At 46.4% G+C, this 22,032-nt stretch carries 19 protein-coding genes and 1 tRNA gene; 7 read left to right on the top strand and 13 right to left on the bottom strand.

Annotated elements, in window-relative coordinates:
* Positions 1 to 13 precede the first annotated feature (13 nt).
* From AOC19_RS05150 to hrpA, 3 genes are read right to left on the bottom strand one after another with little or no spacing between them, the layout of a single operon-like run.
* Entirely contained in the window at positions 14 to 784 is a 771-nt protein-coding gene (locus tag AOC19_RS05150; RefSeq protein WP_215374381.1) for a polysaccharide deacetylase family protein, read from the bottom strand.
* Positions 785 to 793: 9 nt separating this feature from the next.
* The gene (locus AOC19_RS05155) at positions 794 to 1,822 is read right to left on the bottom strand and encodes a cytochrome D1 domain-containing protein (protein WP_215378142.1); all 1,029 of its coding nucleotides are present in this window, start codon (positions 1,820 to 1,822) and stop codon (positions 794 to 796) included.
* A gap of 60 nt (positions 1,823 to 1,882) precedes the next feature.
* Positions 1,883 to 5,917, bottom strand: coding sequence for an ATP-dependent RNA helicase HrpA (gene hrpA, locus AOC19_RS05160; protein WP_215374384.1), 4,035 nt, complete (start codon positions 5,915 to 5,917; stop codon positions 1,883 to 1,885).
* Between the two features lie 65 nt (positions 5,918 to 5,982).
* Between hrpA and argA the strand changes: the two genes are divergently transcribed.
* Together argA and AOC19_RS05170 are read left to right on the top strand one after the other, a co-directional pair.
* Entirely contained in the window at positions 5,983 to 7,347 is a 1,365-nt protein-coding gene (gene argA / locus AOC19_RS05165) for an amino-acid N-acetyltransferase (protein ID WP_215374387.1), read from the top strand.
* A 66-nt stretch (positions 7,348 to 7,413) separates the two neighbouring features.
* Positions 7,414 to 7,686, top strand: coding sequence for an oxidative damage protection protein (locus AOC19_RS05170; protein ID WP_215374389.1), 273 nt, complete (start codon positions 7,414 to 7,416; stop codon positions 7,684 to 7,686).
* A gap of 221 nt (positions 7,687 to 7,907) precedes the next feature.
* Here AOC19_RS05170 and rpiA read toward each other — a convergent pair whose 3' ends face one another.
* Positions 7,908 to 8,618 carry a ribose-5-phosphate isomerase RpiA gene (gene rpiA, locus AOC19_RS05175; protein ID WP_215374391.1) on the bottom strand — a complete coding sequence of 237 codons (711 nt, stop codon included), beginning with the start codon at positions 8,616 to 8,618 and terminating at the stop codon, positions 7,908 to 7,910.
* A gap of 110 nt (positions 8,619 to 8,728) precedes the next feature.
* Between rpiA and tal the strand changes: the two genes are divergently transcribed.
* Both tal and trxC read left to right on the top strand, forming a co-directional pair.
* Positions 8,729 to 9,697: a transaldolase gene (tal, locus tag AOC19_RS05180; protein ID WP_215374394.1), complete on the top strand. Its 969-nt coding sequence runs from the start codon at positions 8,729 to 8,731 to the stop codon at positions 9,695 to 9,697.
* Positions 9,698 to 9,727: 30 nt separating this feature from the next.
* The gene (trxC, locus tag AOC19_RS05185; protein ID WP_215374396.1) at positions 9,728 to 10,153 is read left to right on the top strand and encodes a thioredoxin TrxC; all 426 of its coding nucleotides are present in this window, start codon (positions 9,728 to 9,730) and stop codon (positions 10,151 to 10,153) included.
* Here the strand turns inward: trxC and rlmB are convergent.
* Together rlmB and rnr are read right to left on the bottom strand one after the other, a co-directional pair.
* Entirely contained in the window at positions 10,146 to 10,901 is a 756-nt protein-coding gene (gene rlmB, locus AOC19_RS05190) for a 23S rRNA (guanosine(2251)-2'-O)-methyltransferase RlmB (RefSeq protein WP_215374399.1), read from the bottom strand. The two genes, trxC and rlmB, sit on opposite strands and share 8 nt — an antisense overlap.
* 29 nt (positions 10,902 to 10,930) lie before the next feature.
* Positions 10,931 to 13,333, bottom strand: coding sequence for a ribonuclease R (rnr, locus tag AOC19_RS05195; RefSeq protein WP_215374402.1), 2,403 nt, complete (start codon positions 13,331 to 13,333; stop codon positions 10,931 to 10,933).
* 144 nt (positions 13,334 to 13,477) lie between these two features.
* On the opposite strand from rnr, the gene AOC19_RS05200 reads away from it, so the two are divergent.
* Positions 13,478 to 13,564: transfer RNA gene (locus AOC19_RS05200), tRNA-Leu, on the top strand.
* Between the two features lie 54 nt (positions 13,565 to 13,618).
* On the opposite strand, the gene AOC19_RS05205 is transcribed toward AOC19_RS05200, so the two are convergent.
* The 4 genes from AOC19_RS05205 to AOC19_RS05220 are packed head-to-tail and all read right to left on the bottom strand — an operon-like array spanning position 13,619 to position 16,872.
* Positions 13,619 to 14,116, bottom strand: coding sequence for a hypothetical protein (locus tag AOC19_RS05205; protein ID WP_215374405.1), 498 nt, complete (start codon positions 14,114 to 14,116; stop codon positions 13,619 to 13,621).
* Between the two features lie 22 nt (positions 14,117 to 14,138).
* Complete coding sequence (locus AOC19_RS05210) at positions 14,139 to 14,924, bottom strand: DUF4239 domain-containing protein (RefSeq protein WP_215374407.1); 786 nt, start codon at positions 14,922 to 14,924, stop codon at positions 14,139 to 14,141.
* 20 nt (positions 14,925 to 14,944) lie between these two features.
* The gene (locus tag AOC19_RS05215; protein ID WP_215374409.1) at positions 14,945 to 15,631 is read right to left on the bottom strand and encodes a dienelactone hydrolase family protein; all 687 of its coding nucleotides are present in this window, start codon (positions 15,629 to 15,631) and stop codon (positions 14,945 to 14,947) included.
* A gap of 26 nt (positions 15,632 to 15,657) precedes the next feature.
* Positions 15,658 to 16,872, bottom strand: a complete 1,215-nt coding sequence (locus AOC19_RS05220) for an MFS transporter (protein ID WP_215374411.1) — start codon at positions 16,870 to 16,872, stop codon at positions 15,658 to 15,660.
* Between the two features lie 96 nt (positions 16,873 to 16,968).
* Between AOC19_RS05220 and AOC19_RS05225 the strand changes: the two genes are divergently transcribed.
* Together AOC19_RS05225 and AOC19_RS05230 are read left to right on the top strand one after the other, a co-directional pair.
* Positions 16,969 to 17,463 carry a hypothetical protein gene (locus AOC19_RS05225; RefSeq protein ID WP_215374413.1) on the top strand — a complete coding sequence of 165 codons (495 nt, stop codon included), beginning with the start codon at positions 16,969 to 16,971 and terminating at the stop codon, positions 17,461 to 17,463.
* A 72-nt stretch (positions 17,464 to 17,535) separates the two neighbouring features.
* Positions 17,536 to 17,691: a hypothetical protein gene (locus AOC19_RS05230; RefSeq protein WP_215374415.1), complete on the top strand. Its 156-nt coding sequence runs from the start codon at positions 17,536 to 17,538 to the stop codon at positions 17,689 to 17,691.
* 98 nt (positions 17,692 to 17,789) lie between these two features.
* Here AOC19_RS05230 and AOC19_RS05235 read toward each other — a convergent pair whose 3' ends face one another.
* The 3 genes from AOC19_RS05235 to AOC19_RS05245 all read right to left on the bottom strand — a co-directional run bounded on the left by AOC19_RS05235 (position 17,790) and on the right by AOC19_RS05245 (position 22,000).
* On the bottom strand, positions 17,790 to 18,293 hold the full coding sequence (locus tag AOC19_RS05235; RefSeq protein WP_215374416.1) for a hypothetical protein: 504 nt from the start codon (positions 18,291 to 18,293) through the stop codon (positions 17,790 to 17,792).
* A 94-nt stretch (positions 18,294 to 18,387) separates the two neighbouring features.
* Positions 18,388 to 20,601 (bottom strand): malate synthase G, encoded by a 2,214-nt coding sequence (locus AOC19_RS05240; RefSeq protein ID WP_215374419.1) that lies wholly within the window; start codon positions 20,599 to 20,601, stop codon positions 18,388 to 18,390.
* Positions 20,602 to 20,659: 58 nt separating this feature from the next.
* Complete coding sequence (locus tag AOC19_RS05245) at positions 20,660 to 22,000, bottom strand: adenylosuccinate synthase (RefSeq protein WP_215374422.1); 1,341 nt, start codon at positions 21,998 to 22,000, stop codon at positions 20,660 to 20,662.
* Between the last annotated feature and the right edge of the window lie 32 nt (positions 22,001 to 22,032).

A 22,032-nucleotide genomic window follows, 5' to 3' on the forward strand; every position in this document is an offset into this window, starting at 1 on the left:
CGTCAATTGTGACTTATTTATCTAGTTTTGGCAGAGTTGCAAAGCAGAAGCTGCGGGCCTTGAGATTCACAATCAGCTGCTCTAAAACCGCTGGAGCCCAGGGATCCTTGCGAGACCAAATACCCAAATGGGCCATGGTGATGTCACCATCCTGGAGCTGGCTACTCGCCTTATCCAAGAGCATCTGATTGGGATGGGTTTGGGAGCTCAGCTCATCACCTAAAAATCCTGCGGCATTCCAGCCAAAATGCTGATAACCACACTGACTACCCATGCGAATCGAACGAGGGGATGTTTTTCCACCCGGAGCACGCCAAATTTTCTGAAGACTGCTACCAGTTAATTCTTTGAAACGATCATCCACCCTTCTGATTTCTCGACAATAGCTAGCTTCGTTGTAAAGGGTTACAACCCCAGCCTTTGGTCCAAATTGCGGCTTTGCCAAAATCTCTCCGCTAGCTCCATCTTTGACAAAGTACAAATGGTCATACGTGTGACTACCGAAATGATGGCCTTCACGCACGCGGTCTTGCCAATAGGATTGCCACGAATCATCTAAAGAAAAATCACCACGATATGTTTTTTCATTCGCCAGGAAAAAAGTGGCTTTAATGTTTTGACGTTTCAGTATGTCAGCAATAGTTTGCGCAACAGACATGTTACCGGTATCAAAAGTAAGGTAAACCGTTTTCTTGCAATGATTTTCTTGGGCAAAGGCAAGTGAACAACATGTTGCTAAAACAATTAGCGCTATCAACCGAGCAAGCGAGGTATTCCAATACATTGAATTGGCTTATTCCCAACCGGCTCGTGGGGTAAAGAAAACGCCATGGGGAGATCTACCAACAGGAATGACTGAGGTAAGCTTCATCGTAGGGATATCAATCACCCCAACCTTTTTGGAGAAACGTAAAGTCACCCATAGGGTCTTGCCGTCAGGCGTAATCTCCATATCATCTGGACCAGCTGGCAAGCCAGTGATATCCCCCGTCTTTTCAAGGGTCTGCATATTAATCAAGCTGATAGTTGAAGCAATTCGATTGGTAACAAACACATGCTTTTTATCACCTAGTGGACGGAAGTTGTGAGCACCCTTCCCGGTAAAGATCCGCTTCACTTCTTTGCGATTTTTCCAGTCAATGACTTGAACATTATCTTCACCGGTAATACCAACCAATAGATATTGATCTCCAGGCGTGAGCCAAACACCAGCAGGTACTTTACCTGTGGTCATTTTCCAAATCACCGTCTGCGTATCCAAATCAATCGCAGCCACTTCATTGGAGTCTTGCAGAGTGATGAATGCGATCTTGCTATCTGCAGTAAACGCAACGTGACTTGGTGTCTTACCTAATTTGATAGATTTTGCCAACTTGAAGTCTGCACCTTGGGCGTGATACACATCAACCCTGTCCAAACGATTGCCGTTTGAAACAAACCACTTATGATTTGGCGAATAGCCAATTTGATATGGATCGATAATGTCCGGAATCCTACCTGTTAACTCACCGGTAGTGGGATTCATCAGCACTACATCATTGCCGGCAGCATTAGCTATGAGTAAGGTCTTTTGATCGGGGGTCATCATCAAGTGATGCGGCTCCTTGCCAACGGGTAGAGTCTTAATCACTTTACGACTGGGCATATCAATCAAGCTCACGCTTGCTTCGCCTGAGTTCAAGACAACCGCTAACTTGGGTTCAAGCTTGGCGTCAGAAGATGCGGTGGTTTGAGCAACAACGCCATTCTGAAACCCGGAGAAGCTAAGTGCGATCAGGGCTGAAATAGTGCCAAATTTGGCTTTAGTGAGATAAGTATGCATATCTACTATTGTAAGCATTGGAAAGCCACTTTTACCCCCATTTGGGAGGATAAATTTCTATTAACGGAAGCTGGCTAGAACCTTTTCTAAGCGCTTCAAAGACATTGGTGTTGGGGTCTTGAGTTCTTGAGCATATAAGGCCACCCTCAACTCCTCCAATTGCCAGCGGAAATCAGTCAAAGCCTGATCCTCCGCTATGGCATAGTTCGCAGAACCACGGCTGCCCTGAACCAATTTTTGCCATGGTCTAGCAACAGACTCCCAGTCCTTTTGACACTGAGCATCGCGACTAGGGTTGGCGCGTAACTTATCAATTCGCATTGCAATCCCTTTGAGATAGCGGGGGAAATGCACCAGTTGCGCATATGGCGTATCCGATACGAATTTAGGGAAAATTAAACCCTGCACTTGCGTTTGAATGTCTGTGTATGCATTGGCCGAGGCAGCTTTAGCTTGAGCTAACTTCTTTTGCAGATCTGCATGAGCCTGCAAAGCTGCTAAGGCATGCTTTGAAATCTCTTGTGCAATTAAGGCCAATCGAGGCTTACCTGCTTGCAAACGTTCAGCAAATTGCTCAGCATTGACAGGCAATGGATCACTCATAAATGCCCGCTCTAGCGCCAGATTCAGAATTTGTTCAATTAATCCGTCCACCGAACCCACATTGATAAACAATAAACCCAACTCCCGAATTCCAGGCAATTGTTTTTGCAATGCCTTGAGCGTGTCTTTATTCGACAAAGCAAATAATCTACGAAGACCTAGCCAATGATATTTCCTGGCTTCCAACAAATCATCAAATACTTCAAGATCACATGACTCGGTGCGATCTACTAGTGCAGGATAGCCAAATAAAGTGCGATTGCCTTTTTGGATTTCAAGCGTCTCAGGTAGCTCACCAAACTCCCAACTGCGATAACCGCCCTGCTCTATATTTTTTACCGCAGAGATATTGGAACTTGAATGTGTCTTTGCACCCATGTTTGGTGGGCTTACAGGCATATCAGCGCCCAGCTCTTCTTGAACAGCTTGCTGCGCAATCGCTTGGAATGCAGTTCGAGCTGTCTCCCCATATTCAGCACGTAATCGAGATAAATTACGCTCTAATTCAAGCTGGCGTCCATGCTCATCCACTAGGCGGAAATTCATAGAAGAATGCAGTGGCAGAGATTCGGGTCTGAAATCCGTACGCTTAATTTCTAAACCACGTTCTTTACGAATATCCGTAATTAGACTATCTAAAAAGTCACCGACCCCAAACTGCTTTTCTGAGAGCATGCGCTCTAAGAACGATTTTGCATATTCTGGAAGCGGCACACAGTGACGACGTAATTTTTGGGGGAGTGATTTCAGTAACAGGTGAATTTTTTCCTCACACATACCTGGAACAAGCCATTCGCAACGACGACCATCAATCTGATTTAATAGCGTCAAGGGAACAACGAGGGTGACTCCATCTTTAGGACTGCCTGGCTCAAAGTGATAGGTCAAACTCAATTCGGTACCGCCAACCATCATCTTTTTAGGATAGCGATCTACCGTAATGCCAGCAGCTTCGTGGCGCATTAAATCTGCCTTCGCTAAACGCAAGAGGCTATCGGGCAACTCTTGATTGGCGCCCTCACTCCTCGATGCCTTCTTCAGCCAAGCATTCATGCCCTCCCTACTCAGGACATCTTTGGGAATACGTGAATCATAAAAAGCAAATAAAAGATCATCATCCACCAAAACATCAGGACGTCTGGAGCGATGCTCTAGTGCCTCGATCTCTTTTATTAATCTACGGTTGTGCCAGAAGAACTCAAAACTTCCGGGATATTTTTTTCTCGCGTCAGCTTCAGTCTCTCGCATCAATGCCGGAGTATCCATGCGCCCGAACATTTCTTCCTGAACCAAGGCATTGGTAATGAATATTGAACGAGCATCCTCAGGGTTATGTGGCTCATAGCGAACTCGACGCCCGTGATAAATCGGTAAGCCATACAAGGTGCCGCGCTCAAAGGCCATTACTTCACCTTGACGACTGTCCCAAAATGGCTCACTCAGAGACTTAATCAGGCGGTGTGCCGCAACCTTCTCAACCCACCCAGGCTTGATCTTGGCAATCGTGCGCGCATACATACGGTTGGTTTCCTGAAGCTCGCCAGCCAAAATCCAAGCCCCCGCCTTTTTACCTATGGTCGATCCCGGCCAGATAAAGGGTCGAATGCCACGGGCACCAACATAGCTACCAGTCTTACTGCCACGCTCTTGGGATTTTTCATCCTCTTCTTTTTTGGCTACATAGCCTAGAAGACCCGTTAACAAAGATAGATGAACTTGCTCATAAGTAGCCGCCGAGGGATTTTCTTTCCAACCCTTTTCACCCAACAGCGTATGGAGTTGACCATGAACATCGCGCCATTCACGCAATCGCCTTGGAGATAAAAACTTGCTCCGGCAGAGATTTTCTAATTGACGATTGCTATGCTTGTGCTTTAAGGCATCTTGATACCAATCCCAAAGCTTGACGAAGCTGAGGAACTCAGAACGCTCATCTGCAAACTGCAAATGCGCCTGATCAGCAGCGGCGGCTTGATCCATGGGTCGATCACGGGGATCCTGTGTAGCCAGAGCTGAAGCAATGATGGTGACTTCACGCAAAGCGTTTTGCTCTTTGGCTGCCAGGAGCATACGGCCAATTCGCGGATCCAAGGGCAGATCAGCCAATTGCTTACCTGTAGGCGTTAGCTTGAAGCTGTTGTTAATATCCTTGTCTGCATCCTTAGCAGTTTCGTCATAGACGATGGCGCCTAACTCATCCAATAACTGGACACCATCAGCAATCGCACGGCCTAGAGGCTTATCAATGAATGGGAATTCTTGAATTCGGGGTAAGCGCAAAGAGCTCATACGCAGCAATACTGCTGCTAATGAGCTGCGTAGAATTTCTGGGTCGGTGAATTTTGGGCGACTTAGATAATCTTGCTCGCTATATAAACGAATACAAATACCGTCTGATACACGGCCACAACGACCAGCCCTTTGATTGGCAGCTGCCTGAGATATTGGCTCAATTTGAAGCTGCTCAACTTTGTTGCGGTAGGAGTAACGCTTCACACGGGCCAAACCACTATCGACTACATAACGAATATTGGGAACCGTTAATGAGGTCTCGGCAACGTTGGTGGTCAAGATGATGCGTCGACCATTACCAGGATGAAACACGCGCTCTTGTTCCGCAACCGATTGCCGCGCAAAAAGACTCAGAACTTCCGGATGAAAGCGTTGTTGTAGAACATGGTCTTTTCGGAGAGCTTCAGCACAATCCCGAATCTCTCGCTCTCCAGGTAAAAAGACGAGAACATCGCCAGCGCCTGAGGTACCCTCTCGCCACACATTAGCAATGGCCTCTGTGACTGCATCCGGAATTTCTTTAGCCTCTTTGGACTCTTTTTTTCCGTCTGGCTTGGCATCGGGCTCAAGGGGCTCGTACCGCTGCTCCACCGGGAAAAGTCGTCCGCTAACCTCAATCACCGGCGCAGACTTGCCATTTAAAGTGAAATGATCGGAAAAACGCTTAGCGTCAATCGTGGCTGATGTGATGATCAGCTTGAGGTCCGGTCGCTTAGGAAGTAACTGGCGAAGATAGCCCAGCAAAAAATCAATATTGAGGCTGCGCTCATGAGCTTCATCAATAATGAGCGTGTCATAGGCGCGAAGCTGGGGATCCCGTTGGGTTTCTGCCAATAAAATACCATCCGTCATGAGCTTGATGGAGGCGCCTTGACTGGTCTTATCGGCAAAGCGAACTTGATAACCCACATCTTGACCTATTGGAGTGCCCAGCTCCTGGGCTATGCGCTTCGCTGTAGCTGTTGCAGCAATACGGCGAGGCTGAGTATGCCCAATCAGGCGACCACCGTTGATCGTGCCCCTACCGAGGTCCAAACAGATTTTGGGTAATTGGGTTGTTTTGCCCGAACCAGTCTCGCCACAGACAATCACAACCTGGTGAGAACTCAAGGCATCCTTGATGATTTGGCGCTGGCCTGATACCGGCAACTCCTCTGGAAAGCGAATTTCTAGCCGACGTGAGGTGTTGGAAGCAGGCACAGTCGCAGGGCTTGCTTTGGGTTTTTGTTGGTTTATAGGCTCTTGCACCCTATAATTTTCTCACTATGCCAACAAATGCACCAAACCCCGGCTCAAACGCCGAAGAATCAAGCTCCAACTTTCCTTTTGTGGGATGGCTGCGTGATGTTGCACCCTATATCCATAGCTTCCGCGAGAAGACCTTTGTTATCGCCTTTGCGGGTGAACTTGCTCAAGAAATTGGCCTTGAAAATCTGATTGAAGATATCGCCATGTTGCATGCTATGGGTATGCGCATTGTTCTAGTTCACGGTATTCGCCCTCAAATCGAAGAGCAACTGATGCTCCGCAATATTAAGAGTCAATTTGGTAAAAGTGCGATGCACAGTTATCGGATTACAGATGCAGCAGCTTTAGAGTGCGTTAAAGAGGCTGCTGGTGAATTGCGCCTTGATATCGAAGCCGCGTTTAGTCGTGGACTTCCGAATACGCCAATGGCGGGCTCACGCATCTCAGTAATCTCGGGTAACTTCATTACAGCGATGCCTGTAGGTGTAGTTGAGGGCATCGATTACATCCATACTGGCTTGGTACGAAAGGTAGATTCGACCTCAATCAAGCTCTCGCTCGATAGCAATAAGATTGTTCTGCTCTCACCTCTAGGCTTTTCACCCACTGGTCAAGCATTTAATCTTGCCTTTGAGGATGTGGCCGCATCTACTGCTGCCGCACTTAAAGCAGACAAGCTCATTTTCTTGAGTCCATACGCAGGCTTAAAAGATGATGATGGTGATTTCATTACTGAGCTTTCTATGCCGCAACTTCAAGAATACGTCACCCAACATCCTGAGCTTGATCAGGGCATGAAGAGTTTGCTCAATATCTCAGGTAGAGCGATTCGTGCTGGAGTAAGCCGTGTGCACTTCCTGCCCTGCAATCAAGATGGTGCACTTCTAGAAGAGCTCTTTACCCATGATGGTATTGGCATGATGTTGGCCTCATCCGATATTGAGAATTTGCGTGAAGCCAATCAAGATGACGTTGGCGGCATCTTGCAACTGACGAGCCCACTTGAAGAAGAAGGTATTTTGGCCGCTCGCGGTCAAGACGTGATTGAGCGTGATATTCAGCGCTTCTCGGTTATTGAGCATGACCGCGTTCTCTTCGGTTGTGCAGCCCTCTTCCCATTCCCCAATGGTGTTGGTGAGCTTGCTTGCCTCGCTGTAGATCCTGATGTTCAAGGCTCCGGTGATGGGGAGCGTTTACTGAAACGTGTTGAGATGCGGGCAAAACGGGAAGGCATTAAAAAGCTTTTTGTTTTGACGACCAGAACGGAGCATTGGTTTTTAAAGCGTGGCTTTAAACGTGCTTCCGTTGATGACCTTCCAGAAGAAAGAAAACAGATTTATAACTGGGATCGCAAATCCATGGTTCTCACCAAAGATCTATAGGCTTTTATAGTTTTCTTTGGTTTACATTATTTTGATTTAGTACATCGTATTTGAAAGGCATTACAAATGGCACGCATGGTTCAATGTATCAAACTGAACAAAGAAGCTGAAGGTATGGACTTTGCTCCACTTCCTGGCGATCTTGGTAAAAAGATTTGGAATCAAGTCTCCAAGCAGGCCTGGGCTGACTGGTTAAAACATCAAACGATGCTGATTAATGAGAATCGCCTGAATATGGCTGATCCTCGTGCTCGTCAGTACCTACTCAAGCAAGTTGAAAAATACTTCTTTGAAGGCGGTGCAGACATGGCTCAGGGCTATGTACCGCCAGCTGAGTAATTATTTTTGATTACTGCTTGACGAGTTAAATCTAGAGGCATAGGATGAAGTCGTAGTCAGTCAGATCTCGTGATCGGCTACATTGGCGAAAGCCACTACTCGTAAGCATATCTATGTGCTTATAGGCACTGGGAACCAAAACTCTTCCTTTTGCCTGCGCCATGAAGAATCATGGCAAACAAACCCGATGGATCAGCTTGCTGCCCCGTCGGGTTTTTTATTTAGAAAGTAATTCTGTTCACCCCAGACGCATTACTGACCAGCAAAATATTCGCTTTTTCTTTTGCAAATAGCCCCACAGTAATGACGCCGGCGATTTGATTGATTTGCGCTTCAAGCGCAATAGGATTGGCGATCTTCAAACCAGCAACATCCAAAATCCAGCCACCGTTATCTGTTACGAAAGGCTGACTTGGAGTCTGTCCCAAATCCGTACGCGTCTCTTTTGCCATCCGCAGCGTTACCACTCCGCCCAATTTAGCCAACTCCTGGGTAACAATTCCTTTGGATAAAGGAATGATTTCAACTGGCAAGGCAAAGCCACCTAAAACCGTAACCTGCTTGGATGAGTCGCAAATACAGATAAATTGCTTCGCCATCGAGGCAATAATCTTCTCGCGCGTTAAGGCGCCACCCCCACCCTTAATCATGTGACCTACAGGATCGATTTCATCAGCACCATCTACATAAGCAGGCAGTTGCTCCACCTCATTGGGATCCAAAACCTTAAAACCATGTTTTAAGAGGCGCTCTGTTGTCGCATTGGAGCTCGATACTGTTCCTGCAAAATGATCTTTATGGGGGGCCAGGGCATCAATAAAGCAGTTGGCAGTTGAGCCAGTTCCGATACCCAAGATTTGTCCTGCGGGCAGCTTTAGCACCTCATCCCGTGCCGCTTCTCCTACCAATTGCTTGAGTTGATCTTGATTCATGATCTTGCCCGATATCCTTATTTGAACTAGAACAGCCTTATTTATGCATCTATCATATGATATTCAATCCATTTCCCCTGATTCATTAATCGAGAGCATTGCAAATACCGATGACATCACCCTCTAACGCACTGAGCCAACTCAAGCAACTCACTACCGTCGTAGCCGATACCGGCGACTTTGAGCGTATGCAGGAATACCAGCCCCAGGATGCGACCACCAACCCGTCTTTGATCTTGAAGGCTGCACAGCAAGCCAACTATCAGGCTTTGGTAAACCAAGTTAAATCAGCCCACCCTGGTATGACACCAGCAGACTTGGTCGACCACATCTTGGTAGCTTTTGGTCTTGAGATTTTGAAGATCGTCCCAGGAAGAGTTTCGACCGAAGTGGATGCCCGCCTCTCTTTTGATACCCAGGCGACTATTACCAAGGCAAAACACCTGATTGCACTTTATGAATCGCACGGGATTGATCGCAAGCGCGTTTTAATCAAGCTAGCGGGCACATGGGAAGGTATTCAGGCGGCCAAGGCTTTGGAAGCTGAAGGTATTCATTGCAATATGACGTTGCTTTTTTCATTAGTACAAGCTGCGGCCTGTGGTGCAGTAAATGCAAAATTGATTTCTCCATTTGTAGGACGCATTACCGATTGGTACAAAGCTAAGCTAGGTAGCAACTGGAGTGATGTCAATCATGGCGGCGCAAATGACCCTGGAGTCACATCGGTCAAGCGAATCTTCCATTACTACAAGCACTTTGGCATTGCCACCGAAATCATGGGGGCCAGCTTTCGAAACACCAGTCAAATACTAGAACTAGCTGGGTGTGACTTGCTGACCATCAGCCCAGAGCTGCTGAGTGATCTTCAGAACAGCACGGCTGCGGTTGAGAAAAAGCTCAATGCTAGTGATGCAGCGAATGCGCTTGCTAGCGAGAATATCTCAGCCCTCAAGCTAGATGAATCGAACTTCAGATTGCAGTTAAATAATGATGCGATGGCTACCGAGAAGTTAGCCGAAGGAATACGTAATTTCTGCGTTGATACTGACAAGCTAGAAACACTGTTGAGTAAGTAAGCCTTTGGATTGGCCAATTGAGGAGTCAAAATGATTATTCATTGCCTGCATTGCAGTAAAGGAAATCGCGTTCCCACTGAAAAGCTCAATCAGACACCAGTTTGTGGATCCTGCAAACAAGAGCTTCTTGCGCTACCGATTAATGCCACTTCCGCAAACTTTAGCGAATTGGTGACTCAGTCAACAATGCCAGTGATAGTGGATTTCTGGGCACCATGGTGTGGTCCATGCAAGATGTTTGGCCCAACCTTTCAGTCCAGCGCCATTAAACATGCAAATCAAGTTTTATTTGTGAAAGTAAATACCGAAGCTGAACAACTACTCGGATCACAATGGAATATCCGCTCCATACCAACCTTAGCGGGATTTAAGAATGGTAAAGAGGTTCACCGCATTAGCGGTGCCCTACCCCCAGCGCAACTTGAGCAGTTTGTGCAGCAGTTACTTGCTACTTAGACTCTTTGGCTAAACGTTGTCTGAGCGCCTCATACAAGCAAACGCCACTCGCAACTGAAACATTCAGACTTTCAACAACGCCCTTCATGGGGATGCGTACCAACTCATCACATGTTTCGCGAGTCAAACGTCGCATGCCCTCACCTTCTGCACCCATGACGATGCCAATAGGGCCAGTAAGATCAAGATCGTAGATCGATTTTTCTGCTTCGTCGTCAGTGCCAATCAACCAAACGCCTGCTTCTTGCATCTCTTTCATGCTACGGACAAGATTCGTAACAGTAATGACTGGCATTACTTCCGAAGCCCCGCTAGAGACCTTACTAACAGTGGCATTGATGGATGCCGAACGATCTTTAGGAATTACTACCGCATCAACTCCCGCACCATCAGCAACACGCAAACATGCGCCAAAGTTGTGAGGATCAGTAACACCATCTAAGACCAAGAACATCACCTTGCTTTGATTGCTTTCTGCATCCTCAACTACCTCGGTAATGGTGCGAGCAATTGTCATCTTCTCTGCTAGCGCCACTACACCTTGATGGCGATCATGGCCTGCAAGCTTATGTAGACGCTCAGCATCAGCTGCGTGAAGTCTTTCGCCCAATATCTCTTCGGCTTGCTTGAGAAAATCGCCCATACGACGATCGCGACGACTCGGATCAAAATACACTGACTTGAGGCTTGCTGCATCCACCCGTAAGCGCGCTTGTACCGCATGAAATCCAACTAATATTTGCTTCATCTCTACTGATCTCTATCCTTTAATACTACTTATTTACGACGCGCTTTAGTGCTACGAACTGGTGGTTTAGTGCCAGCTGGTTTACCAGCTGGCCTATTGGGCTTGCCTGACTTAGCAACCTTGCTTGCAGTTCGACCAGCTTGATTCTTCGACTGATTGGCGCCGAGATTACCGGCTGATTTAGCAGCATTTACATTAATACCAGAATGCTTTTGAGGCTCTTTGCTACCGGGACGACCTTTTTTAGGAGACGCTTTTTTATTGGGCCTACCGGTATCGCTAGCTAAGACAATTTGACGGCGATTGGTGGTGCCTCCTGGCTCCAAGCCAACTGACTTGACTAAACTAAATTCGATCTTGCGTGCATCAAGGTCAACGCGGCTGACTAAGACATGGACTCGATCACCTAGGCGATAACGAATACCGGTTCTCTCACCACGGAGCTCTTGGCGAGCCTCGTCGTACTGGAAATAATCACCGCCCAATTCAGTAACATGAATCATGCCCTCAACAAAGAGGTTTTCTAGTTGCACGAATAAACCAAATGAAGCTACGCCAGTAACCGTACCTGCATACTCTTGACCCAAGTGGTCACGCATGTAATAACACTTGAGCCATGCCTCGACATCACGAGAAGCTTCATCTGCACGACGCTCATTAGATGAGCAATGCACACCAAGTTGACCCCAAATCGGTAATGCTGCGTTGGCACCTTTAGGTAATTTAGGTAAACGTGTGCCATTCGCTGCCGCTTCTTTTGCGTCGCTATGAGACTTCTTCGCATTGACCGCATTCTCACGACCTTTGCCCTTACGTGGCAGGGTTAGGTTCAGTGGGACTGACGGTGGCAATACAGGTGTATAGGGCTTCTTGGCCAGAATCGCTTTAATGACACGATGGGTCAATAGATCGGGATAACGGCGAATTGGGCTTGTGAAATGCGAGTAAGCAGGATAGGCAAGACCAAAGTGGCCTTCGTTATCAGGCTGATACATCGCCTGCTGCATTGAACGCAATACAACTGACTGAAGCATATTGGCATCAGGGCGCTCTTTAATTTCTCGCATCAGTTTGGCATAGTCTTTTGGTTTTGGCTTTTCACCACCACCCAATGACAAACCAGAGGTACGCAAGACTTGGCGCAAGGTGACCAACTTCTCCTCAGAGGGCTCGCCATGAACGCGATACAAACTGAGATGCTTATTCTTGTCGATAAAGTCTGCAGCGCAGACGTTAGCCGTCAACATACACTCTTCAATTAGTCGATGGGCATCATTACGTAAGCGCGGCTCAATACGCAGAATCTTACCTAGCTCATTACTAATAATCTGGGTTTCAGTGGTTTCAAACTCAATAGCGCCACGTTTTTGACGTGCATCCAATAGGATTTTGTAAAGAGAGTAGAGATTGGTCAGCAAGGGCCTAAATTCAGCAAAACGCGTTGCTTCAGGACCTTTGCTATTCGAGAGAATTTCCCACACAGTATCGTAGGTGAAGCGTTGCGCAGAGTGCATAACCGCTGGATAGAACTGATAAGCCAGTACTACTCCGTTGGCATCCACCACGGAGTCGCACACCATACACAGACGATCGACACCAGGATTGAGCGAACAAAGGCCATTCGAGATTTTCTCCGGCAGCATTGGTATGACCCGTCTCGGGAAATACACTGAGGTTGCACGTAAGAGACCTTCATCATCTAAAGGCTGGCCAGGCTTGACATAATGAGATACGTCAGCAATAGCGACAATCAGACGCCAAGCCTTACTCTTCCCATACATAACAGGTTCGCAATACACCGCATCATCAAAATCACGTGCATCGGCACCATCAATAGTGACCAAAGGCACATCGCGCAAATCCACGCGACCTTCAAGGTCAGATTGCTGAACAGTATCAGGTAATGCATCTGCTTCTTTTTTTACCGCAACTGAAAATTCGTGGGGAACGCCATACTTGCGGACAGCGATTTCGATCTCCATACCGGGATCATCAATCTCGCCCAGCACTTCAACCACGCGACCAACGGCTTGACGGTAGCTATCAGGATAGTCAATGATCTCAACACTAACGACTTGACCTAATTTAGCGTTACCCTGACCCTTTGGCGGAATCAGAATATCGTGGCCAATACGCTTATCTTCTGGCGCAACAATCAAAACGCCATTCTCATTTAAGAGGCGTCCAATGACTACCTTATTGGCGTGCAAAATCACATCGACGATCTGACCTTCAGGTCGGCCACGGCGATCCGTTCCTAAAACTCTGACATTCACTCTATCGCCATGCATAACGCGTGACATTTCTCTTTCAGAAAGAAAAATATCTTCACCACCGTCATCTGGGATAACAAATCCAAAACCATCTCGGTGGCCTTGGACTGTACCTAAGCGGTCAGCCTCTCGTGGCACCAAGTTTTTTGCTTTACGCATTTAATTCCTTCGGCAATCCATGCCTTATATATCAATCATTATTCTTGTTTAGGCTACTGTATCAAACCACTAAGTCTGAAGGGGAAAAGCCCAAAGGGGGTTAGAAAGTGGGCCAAGAGGCGCATACCTTTATAATAACGGCATGCCCAGGTGGCGAAATTGGTAGACGCACCAGCTTCAGGTGCTGGCGATCGTAAGGTTGTGGGGGTTCGAGTCCCTTCCTGGGCACCAAATACACCTACAAAGACCTATATGGGGACTAAACAGCCCTTTTTCAATAGGCAATCAAATTCCCATGGTTCGATGCAAGATCTTGGGCTTCATTTCATCCCAAAGACTTTCAAACTCCTCAGCCTTGTCCTCCGATAGCTTAATGGGCTCAAAGAGGCCGCTAAAGAAGATGGATTTTTTAGGGGCCAAGGTCTTTTCAAAATCGCTGAGCCCAACCGGCTTATCGTCAATATCCCTCGTCAACTGAGCTGAACAAACGATCGCCTCAATGTCATCTTGATCAATTACGGCGAACTCAATGAGCTGCTGACTTTTGTCCAAGATAACTAAGGTTCCCCTTGCATAACAAACTGCCTCATGCTCTTGCACGATATAAGCCAGAAATTGATCTTCCTCATCTTTATCCATGCGCAGATCATCAATAAAAAAGAGGTATTGATCACCTGCACCATTCACCAAGGTGAAGACCTTCGGAATCACGCCATGTCCTAAGGCAAGATTACGGTAATAGGAGGAAAGTTCAACAGCGAGGTTTTCGGCAAATAGATGCATAAGAATTAAAAAAGTTAAGCGATTATTCGGTGCGAGTTTTAATGGACTCAATAATTTTACGGAAAGGGTCGGCTTTAACAGAGCTTTGCCCCTTAAAAGGCTGGTCCGTAATGACCAAGAGTGAAATTAGCGCGCCTAAGGTCACTGGCAGAATTTTTAAGCCCATGAAAAAAGAATCCGATGGCAGGAACAAGGTGTTGATACCAAGTAAGGCCACCATGCAAATAATGATGACGACCCAAAATAAATTCGGCAAGCGCACGGAAGAGCGCTCGATTCTTGACTCCCTGCTTTCGGCAACCTCCTCAGCTTTTTTAAGGATATCGGTATACATGGCAGTCTGTCTATTGGTATGGGGCTCAAGAGACAGGAGTTGACGCGAAATACCTCGCCAGAGCATATGGGTTACTTTGCTGCCCTGACCTACTTTTAACAAATCCCACTCGTCATTCACAATCGAGTTCATGTATTGGAATAACTCCTTACGCACAGGAATAATTGCGGGATCTCCGTAACGAACTAGTAAACGATCCAAATTATTGATTTGACCAGCCTCTCTGGACACTAAAGATTGCACTTCACGAAAATTGGTTTGAGCTTGATTTAATAAAAAACCAATTAACAGGCCGCTTAAAGTAATGATCGAACCAAAAAGGCTCAAGCCCAATCGAGTACTGTCTTGAGTAGGGGCAAACATGGGAATAGCTTGCAAAACCCTCGGCATGACATCCAGCAAAACTACAAAGAATAAGACCAAAATAATTAATATCTGAGTATTACTACGCTTATAAATCCAATTGAAAAACATGTGAACCTTTAAATGGCTTATTAAGAAGCTAAAGTATTTTTTAAGAAAGTCATGGTGCGGTCCCAAGCTAAATCAGCAGCGGCAGAGTTGTATTGCAATGGAGGAAGACCTCTAGCATCTGACTTTGGATTTGCAAATGCATGCTTGGCTTCGTAGCGCTGAAAGTCGTACGTGACACCACTTGCTTTGAGCTTTTCTTCAAGTTGATCAACACCAGCAATCGAGAAGAAGTCATCGTGAAGAGCCCAGTGCGCTAGCATCGGCTTCTTCATGGCAGACGCATCAACGTATTCCAATGGAGGGTAACCATACCAAACCACCGTTCCATCGCACTCTGGAACAAGACCAGCAGACAATACTGTGAGTGCGCCTCCCATACAAAAACCGGTAACACCAACCTTGCTACTACCCGTTGCCTTCAGATATTGAACAGCACCTCGAATATCCTGACTAGCGGCATCCCCAAAATTGAGGTCATTCATGAGATGCTCAGCCTCATTCGCCTCTATGGCTAGCTTGCCACGATAGAGGTCAGGTACTAAGGCCCGATAGCCTGCTTTTGCTAAACGATTGGCGACATTTTTAATCTCATCATCCAAACCCCACCACTCCTGAATCACCACTACACCAGGAGCATTTTTTACATCTACTGGCTCCGCCAAATATGCGCTACTGGATTTACCGTCTGGCCTTTGAAATGTGATCATCACAATCCTTCTCTAAAAAATTAGGTTTACTTCGCTTGTTTATCAGTATGAATATAGCCCACCAACCAGAAGGTAAGCAAGCCACACAGAGCTGCTCCATAGCCAACCAGGTTGTAGTGCTCCATCTTCCCATCAGCAGTAATAGTGACCACTGCACCAGCAATCACTGAGGCCAGTCCGGATGCCAGCATTTGAACGGAACCCATCAAACTCATGAAGGTACCTCGAATCTTGGAATCCACTACTTGACTCACAATGGCCATTGCCGGAATCATGCGTCCCGAAACCAAAATAAAGAAGGCGGTGGAATTAATCAGCACCACCCAAAGTGGAACTGGCATCAAATTAGTTGTTACCAGGATGGGGATAAGACTAATGACTGCAAGCACTCTGAAAATCTGAACCTTACCGTACCGATCGGCCATATGACCAATCAGTCGTGAGCTCATCAGCGTCGCAATCCCACCGCATAAATAGACAAGAGAAATATAAGAGTTATCAATACCTACATTCGAGGTGAGGTAGAGAGCGATATAGGGAATTACAGAAAATCCTGTCAACATCATGAGCGCCATAAAGATAAATGCACGTAAGTGTTGATGGGAAAAGAAGATGTTCCAAATTTGACTAAGGCGACTGCCCTCGTGAGTATGACCAAGATGTCCGGAAATTTTAGGAATATTGCGATATCCCAAATACAAAATGAGGCTTGATATCAAAGCAATAAAGATAAATGGCGCACGCCAACCCAAAGAAGGAATGTTATTTGCCAATAACAAACTCAAAGGGACTCCTGCAACGGTTGACACTGAAAAAGCAGACATCACCGTCCCTAAGGCCTTACCTCTTCTCTCAAATGGGATAGAGTCTGCAACGATGGTTTGAACTAGTGAGCCTAAGATACCCCCAAACGCTCCTGCAAACGCACGGGCAATAAACAGGGAATGGTAATCCGGCGCCAAACCACAAATCAAAGTAGCAACAATAAAGCAGGCATACAAACTCAGCAGCAGAGCCCGCCTCTCAAATCGATCTATGAAGTATGTAGCGAAGACTCCGGCAATGGCGGCAGCAAATGTGTACGAAGAGAGTAATAGGCCGAACTCATGGGTATTGATATTGAGCTCTCGAATAAATTCCGGACCCAAAGGCATCATGATCATGAAGTCCAGAATATGGGTGAATTGAATTCCGGCCAAAGAGAATAAGAAAAAGCGTTCTTTCTGCTTTCCTCCTGGCATGTGAAGCTCGGTCAAGGGTTTCTTTACATGAAATTAGAGATGTGACATTATCAACCCGCCAAGGTATCAATGCCTGAGCCCCTTTTTAAGGCCCTCATGAATAATATTATCGATGCTTTCTCTGGATTTCCTTTTTTGCTACTGGCGCGAGACGCAGCCTGGGGGGTCGGCTTTCTCATTTGCCTATTGATGTTTCACGGCAGCGCCATTAACCATGTCTACATGCGCTTTGAACGCCTTACTCGTAAAAATCTTGCGGATCATCAATACAACCGTGTTTTCTTTCATTTTTACGCCACCTTCATGTTTCTGGCCCTGTTCCACGTAATTGAAATTCTCTTTTGGTCATTTTTCATCATTGGACTTGGCATCATGAAAGATCCCATTAATGCAATTCTCTTTGCGGGTAGTTGCTACACAACCGTAGGTTTTGAATCAGACACCCTTCTGGATGGCTGGAAAACCTTTGCATTTTTCATTTCCTTGAGCGGTCTTTTTTCGCTGGCATGGACCACTTCCATCATGATTGGCATGACTACTGCCTATAAAAATGCATGGGACCAAAAATACCGACACACCAGCACCTATTAGTTAAAACTATTTAATTAATGCCGTTTGCAGTAACTAGGTGTATCATTAGGGTTAACCCTTAAGGAGCTCACCATGGCACATTCAAACTCAGTACAGTTTCATCAGGCACCAGCGTTAAGCTTTAAGCCTTTATTTGCAATTAAAGACTTCTTTGTACTATTGGCTACTGCTTTTAGCGAAGCTAAAGCAATGGAACTAAAATCTCGTAAAACTAGCGGAAATTGGTAATTTATTACTGATTTAGCCCTGTTTTAGGCCATTTTTGGTCGTTTTATAAGAAATAAGCCTCTGATTTTTTCAGGGGCTTTTTCTTTTGGATGTCATCCCTAGCGCTTCACGTAATAGCCGTAGACACAGCGTGAACCACCCCGAGAGGGATTATGCGTATCTTGAATGATTCCATCAAGTACTGCCGTTAAGTGCTTGGAAACCTTCACAATTAGCCTGCCTGAGGGCAGTTCATTGGCAAGCATGTGGACTTGGCAGCCAGCCCCAACCTTCATCGTCGGCACCCAATCAAAACCGCAACCAAGAATGTAATCATGGAAGACATTTCGGTGGTTGCCGTTACGCGGTGAAGCGCCCTTCGCGCTCAGCCTTCTAGCCAACTTATCCTTACGTTGATCCGCATAGGCTGCGTTCGCAGCACGAAGATCTTCATAGACCTGCATATAGGGCAACTCCGCCGCAATGGCAATGGCTCGAACCACACAGTCGCCAGCCCCACCCTTAAAACCAGCAAGCTCTCTACCTCCATCATTGAATTGAAAGCCCAAAGCTTGTCCGCGGGCAGTAGCAATTCTGGCGAAGGGATTTAAAAAGCCAAACATGAGGTGATTGGGAGACTAAGAAGGTTTATTGAAAAGAAAAATGGACTTGTCTTTCGACAAATCCATTTCATCTTAAGACCAAAGAGTCGAAGAATTAAGCGTGAGCCTTCTTCACTTCTAAGCGCCAAGCATGCAGCAAAGGCTCGGTATAACCATTTGGCTGCTCTAGACCTTTGAAAATCAGATCGCTAGCTGCTTTATAAGCATAAGAGTCTTTGAAATTCGGCATCATTGGCTTGTACAAAGCATCGCCCGCGTTTTGGCCATCAACCACCTTAGCCATGCGCTGTAAAGTCTCGTTGACTTGAGCTTCTGTCACGATACCGTGTAGCAACCAGTTCGCGATGTGCTGACTGGAAATACGCAAAGTTGCACGATCTTCCATCAAGCCAACGTTATGAATATCGGGCACCTTAGAACAACCAACGCCTTGATCAATCCAACGAACCACATAACCCAAGATACCTTGGCAGTTGTTATCGAGTTCTTGCTGAATTTCTTCCTTAGACCAGTTGGCTGTTTCGACAACTGGGATAGTCAGCAAATCATTAATCAAAGCTTCAGCTTCAGCAGCAGTATCTAACTGCTCCATTTCTTTTTGCAACTGAGCTACGTTAACCTGATGGTAGTGCAAAGCATGCAATGTTGCCGCTGTTGGTGATGGAACCCAAGCTGTATTTGCGCCTGCCTTTGGATGAACAATCTTTTGCTCAACCATGGCCTTCATCAAATCTGGCATTGCCCACATTCCTTTACCGATTTGAGCGCGGCCACGTAAGCCACAATCCAAGCCCGCTAGAACATTACGACGCTCATAAGCTGATAACCACTTGCTGGTCTTCATATCGCCTTTGCGCATCATTGGACCTGCATGCATAGCGGTATGCATTTCATCACCGGTACGATCGAGGAAGCCAGTATTGATAAAGGCAACGCGAGCACCAGCCGCAGCAATCGCCGCTTTGATGTTAGCGCTCATACGACGCTCTTCATCCATGATGCCTAACTTGACTGTATCCGCAGGCAAGCCGAGTAATTTTTCAACACGGCCAAAGAGCTCGCCAGCAAAGGCAACTTCTTCAGGGCTATGCATTTTTGGCTTCACAATATATACAGAGCCTTTACGAGTATTACCAATTGCCTGTGTTGCAGGACGATTGATGTCATACAAGGCGATCAATACAGTCACCACTGCATCTAAGATGCCTTCGTAAATCTCTTTACCTTCACCAGTAATGATTGCTGGGTTAGTCATCAAATGACCAACGTTGCGAAGGAACAGTAAAGAGCGGCCATGCAAAGTCACTACGCCATCTTTGGCGTCAACTGCGCCAATACCAGCAGTGTATTTACGATCTGGATTTAATGTACGAGTAAATGTCTTGCCACCTTTGCTGACTTCCTCAACCAATGTACCCTTGAGAATGCCTAACCAGTTGTCATAAGCCACGACCTTGTCATCGCCATCTACTGCAGCAATCGAATCTTCCAAATCCAAAATAGTAGAAAGCGCAGCTTCAAGCACAACATCATTGACACCAGCAGCATCAGTAGCGCCAATGGTTTTGCTCTTATCGATTTCAATATCAATATGTACGCCGTTATTGCGCAGGAGCACTGAAGAAGGTGCAGAAGCATTTCCTTGGTAGCCCACAAATTGCTTCTCATCAGCAAGGCCAGTTTTGCTGCCATCTTTAAGGCTAACAACCAGCTTATTACCATCCACTGTGTAAGCGGTCGCATCTGCATGCGAACCCTTGGCCAGCGGCGCAGATTGATCTAAAAATTGACGTGCATAGGCAACTACCTTGGCACCACGAATCGGGTTATATCCACCGGCTTTAGTAGCACCATCTTCTTCCGAGATCACATCGGTGCCATAGAGGGCATCATATAAAGAACCCCAACGGGCATTAGCTGCATTTAAGGCATAACGCGCATTGAGAACTGGCACCACCAACTGAGGACCGGCTTGGAGAGCTAACTCATCATCAACATTCTTGGTGGTCCCAAGTACTTTGCCTGGAACTTCATCTAAGTAACCAATTTCTTTAAGATGCTTGCGATAGGCAGGCATATCTTTAATTGGACCAGGATTAGCCTGATGCCATTTATCCAAATCCACCTGCAAACGATCACGCTTAGCAAGTAATGCTTCATTTTTTGGGCTCAGGTCTTTGACGATTTCGTCAAAACCCTTCCAAAAATCAGCGCTTTTAATGCCTGTTCCAGGCAAGACTTTATCTTCAATGAAACGATAAAGCGGTGTAGCCACTTGCAGGCTATTACATTGTGTACGTGCAGTCATCTCAAAACCTCAAAACAAATATGTAAATTAAATATACAAACGTTAATTAAAAATCTGATTAACCTTTGAATGGATGTTGCAGAAGAATCGTTTCATCACGTTCCGGTCCTGTTGAGACCATAGCGATCGGCTTTCCTGCAACTTCTTCGATACGACGCAGGAACTTCTGTGCCTCTATTGGGAGTTTGTCCCATTCACGAATACCAAAAGTCGTTCCCTTCCAACCTGGGAAATCCTCATAAATTGGTTCACAGCGCGCTACGGCTTCAGCGCCGCGCGGCAATACATCGAGTTTTTGACCATCTAAGTGATAGCCAACGCAAAGACGAATCGTCTCGAAGCCATCCAAGACATCTAACTTAGTAATGCAAAGACCAGACAAGCCATTAATCTGAATCGAGCGCTTCAAGGCAGCAGCATCCAGCCAACCTGTACGGCGTGGACGACCAGTAACGGAGCCAAACTCCTTGCCTACTTCAGCCAAACGCACGCCAACTGGATCTTGCTTAGCGTGATTATCAAAATCATATAACTCGCTTGGGAATGGACCGGCACCGACACGGGTGCAATAAGCCTTTGTAATACCCAAGATATATTGCAATGAATCTGGGCCAACGCCAGATCCTGCAGCAGCATTACCTGCTACGCAGTTGCTTGAGGTGACATAAGGATAGGTGCCGTGATCGATATCGAGCAAAGTACCTTGTGCACCTTCGAATAATAAATTTTGACCTGCCTGCTCTGCTGCATATAAAGCGCCAGAAACATCAACCACCATCGGCTTGATGCGTTCAGCATAAGACATAGCCTCTTCTAAAGTCTTCTGGAAATCTACTGGCTCAGCACCATAGTAGTTTGTGAGCATGAAGTTGTGATACTCCAAGTTCTCGCGCAATTGCGCTGCAAACTTTTCTGGATAAAACAAATCCTGTACGCGTAAGGCACGACGAGCAACCTTATCTTCGTAGGCTGGGCCGATACCACGACCAGTTGTACCGATCTTAGCGTTGCCACGCTTCTTTTCACGCGCATGATCGATTGCCACGTGATACGGAAGAATCAATGTAGTTGCTTCAGAAATCTTTAAGCGTGACTGCACATCCAAACCAGCAGCCTCTAACTCACCGATTTCTTTAAAGAGCGCTTCTGGAGAGAGAACAACACCATTACCAATGTAGCAAATAACATTCTTGTGCATGATTCCAGATGGAATTAAACGCAAGATCGTTTTCTTGTCGCCAATAATTAAGGTGTGGCCTGCATTATGTCCACCCTGAAAACGCACAACCGCTTGAGCATGATCCGTTAACCAATCTACTACTTTGCCTTTGCCCTCGTCACCCCACTGGGTGCCAATGACTACGACGTTACGACCGTGCTCTTGTTGCTTTGAAGACATAATGAAATCCAAAAGGTAATTACAGAATTAGT

The organism is Polynucleobacter asymbioticus, assembly GCF_018687575.1.
Lineage (GTDB): Bacteria > Pseudomonadota > Gammaproteobacteria > Burkholderiales > Burkholderiaceae > Polynucleobacter > Polynucleobacter asymbioticus_C.

Bases quoted from the DNA above. Each gene is read 5' to 3' on its own strand.
- AOC19_RS05240 (WP_215374419.1), bottom strand. From the start codon at position 20,601: ATGACTGCACGTACACAATGTAATAGCCTGCAAGTGGCTACACCGCTT.
- rlmB (WP_215374399.1), bottom strand. From the start codon at position 10,901: ATGAAGCAAATATTAGTTGGATTTCATGCGGTACAAGCGCGCTTACGG.
- AOC19_RS05235 (WP_215374416.1), bottom strand. From the start codon at position 18,293: ATGTTTGGCTTTTTAAATCCCTTCGCCAGAATTGCTACTGCCCGCGGA.
- rnr (WP_215374402.1), bottom strand. From the start codon at position 13,333: ATGCGTAAAGCAAAAAACTTGGTGCCACGAGAGGCTGACCGCTTAGGT.
- AOC19_RS05210 (WP_215374407.1), bottom strand. From the start codon at position 14,924: ATGTTTTTCAATTGGATTTATAAGCGTAGTAATACTCAGATATTAATT.
- argA (WP_215374387.1), top strand. From the start codon at position 5,983: ATGCCAACAAATGCACCAAACCCCGGCTCAAACGCCGAAGAATCAAGC.
- AOC19_RS05155 (WP_215378142.1), bottom strand. From the start codon at position 1,822: ATGCATACTTATCTCACTAAAGCCAAATTTGGCACTATTTCAGCCCTG.
- AOC19_RS05225 (WP_215374413.1), top strand. From the start codon at position 16,969: ATGAATAATATTATCGATGCTTTCTCTGGATTTCCTTTTTTGCTACTG.
- AOC19_RS05245 (WP_215374422.1), bottom strand. From the start codon at position 22,000: ATGTCTTCAAAGCAACAAGAGCACGGTCGTAACGTCGTAGTCATTGGC.
- trxC (WP_215374396.1), top strand. From the start codon at position 9,728: ATGATTATTCATTGCCTGCATTGCAGTAAAGGAAATCGCGTTCCCACT.
- AOC19_RS05150 (WP_215374381.1), bottom strand. From the start codon at position 784: ATGTATTGGAATACCTCGCTTGCTCGGTTGATAGCGCTAATTGTTTTA.
- AOC19_RS05230 (WP_215374415.1), top strand. From the start codon at position 17,536: ATGGCACATTCAAACTCAGTACAGTTTCATCAGGCACCAGCGTTAAGC.
- AOC19_RS05170 (WP_215374389.1), top strand. From the start codon at position 7,414: ATGGCACGCATGGTTCAATGTATCAAACTGAACAAAGAAGCTGAAGGT.
- AOC19_RS05220 (WP_215374411.1), bottom strand. From the start codon at position 16,872: ATGCCAGGAGGAAAGCAGAAAGAACGCTTTTTCTTATTCTCTTTGGCC.
- AOC19_RS05205 (WP_215374405.1), bottom strand. From the start codon at position 14,116: ATGCATCTATTTGCCGAAAACCTCGCTGTTGAACTTTCCTCCTATTAC.
- rpiA (WP_215374391.1), bottom strand. From the start codon at position 8,618: ATGAATCAAGATCAACTCAAGCAATTGGTAGGAGAAGCGGCACGGGAT.
- tal (WP_215374394.1), top strand. From the start codon at position 8,729: ATGACATCACCCTCTAACGCACTGAGCCAACTCAAGCAACTCACTACC.
- AOC19_RS05215 (WP_215374409.1), bottom strand. From the start codon at position 15,631: ATGATCACATTTCAAAGGCCAGACGGTAAATCCAGTAGCGCATATTTG.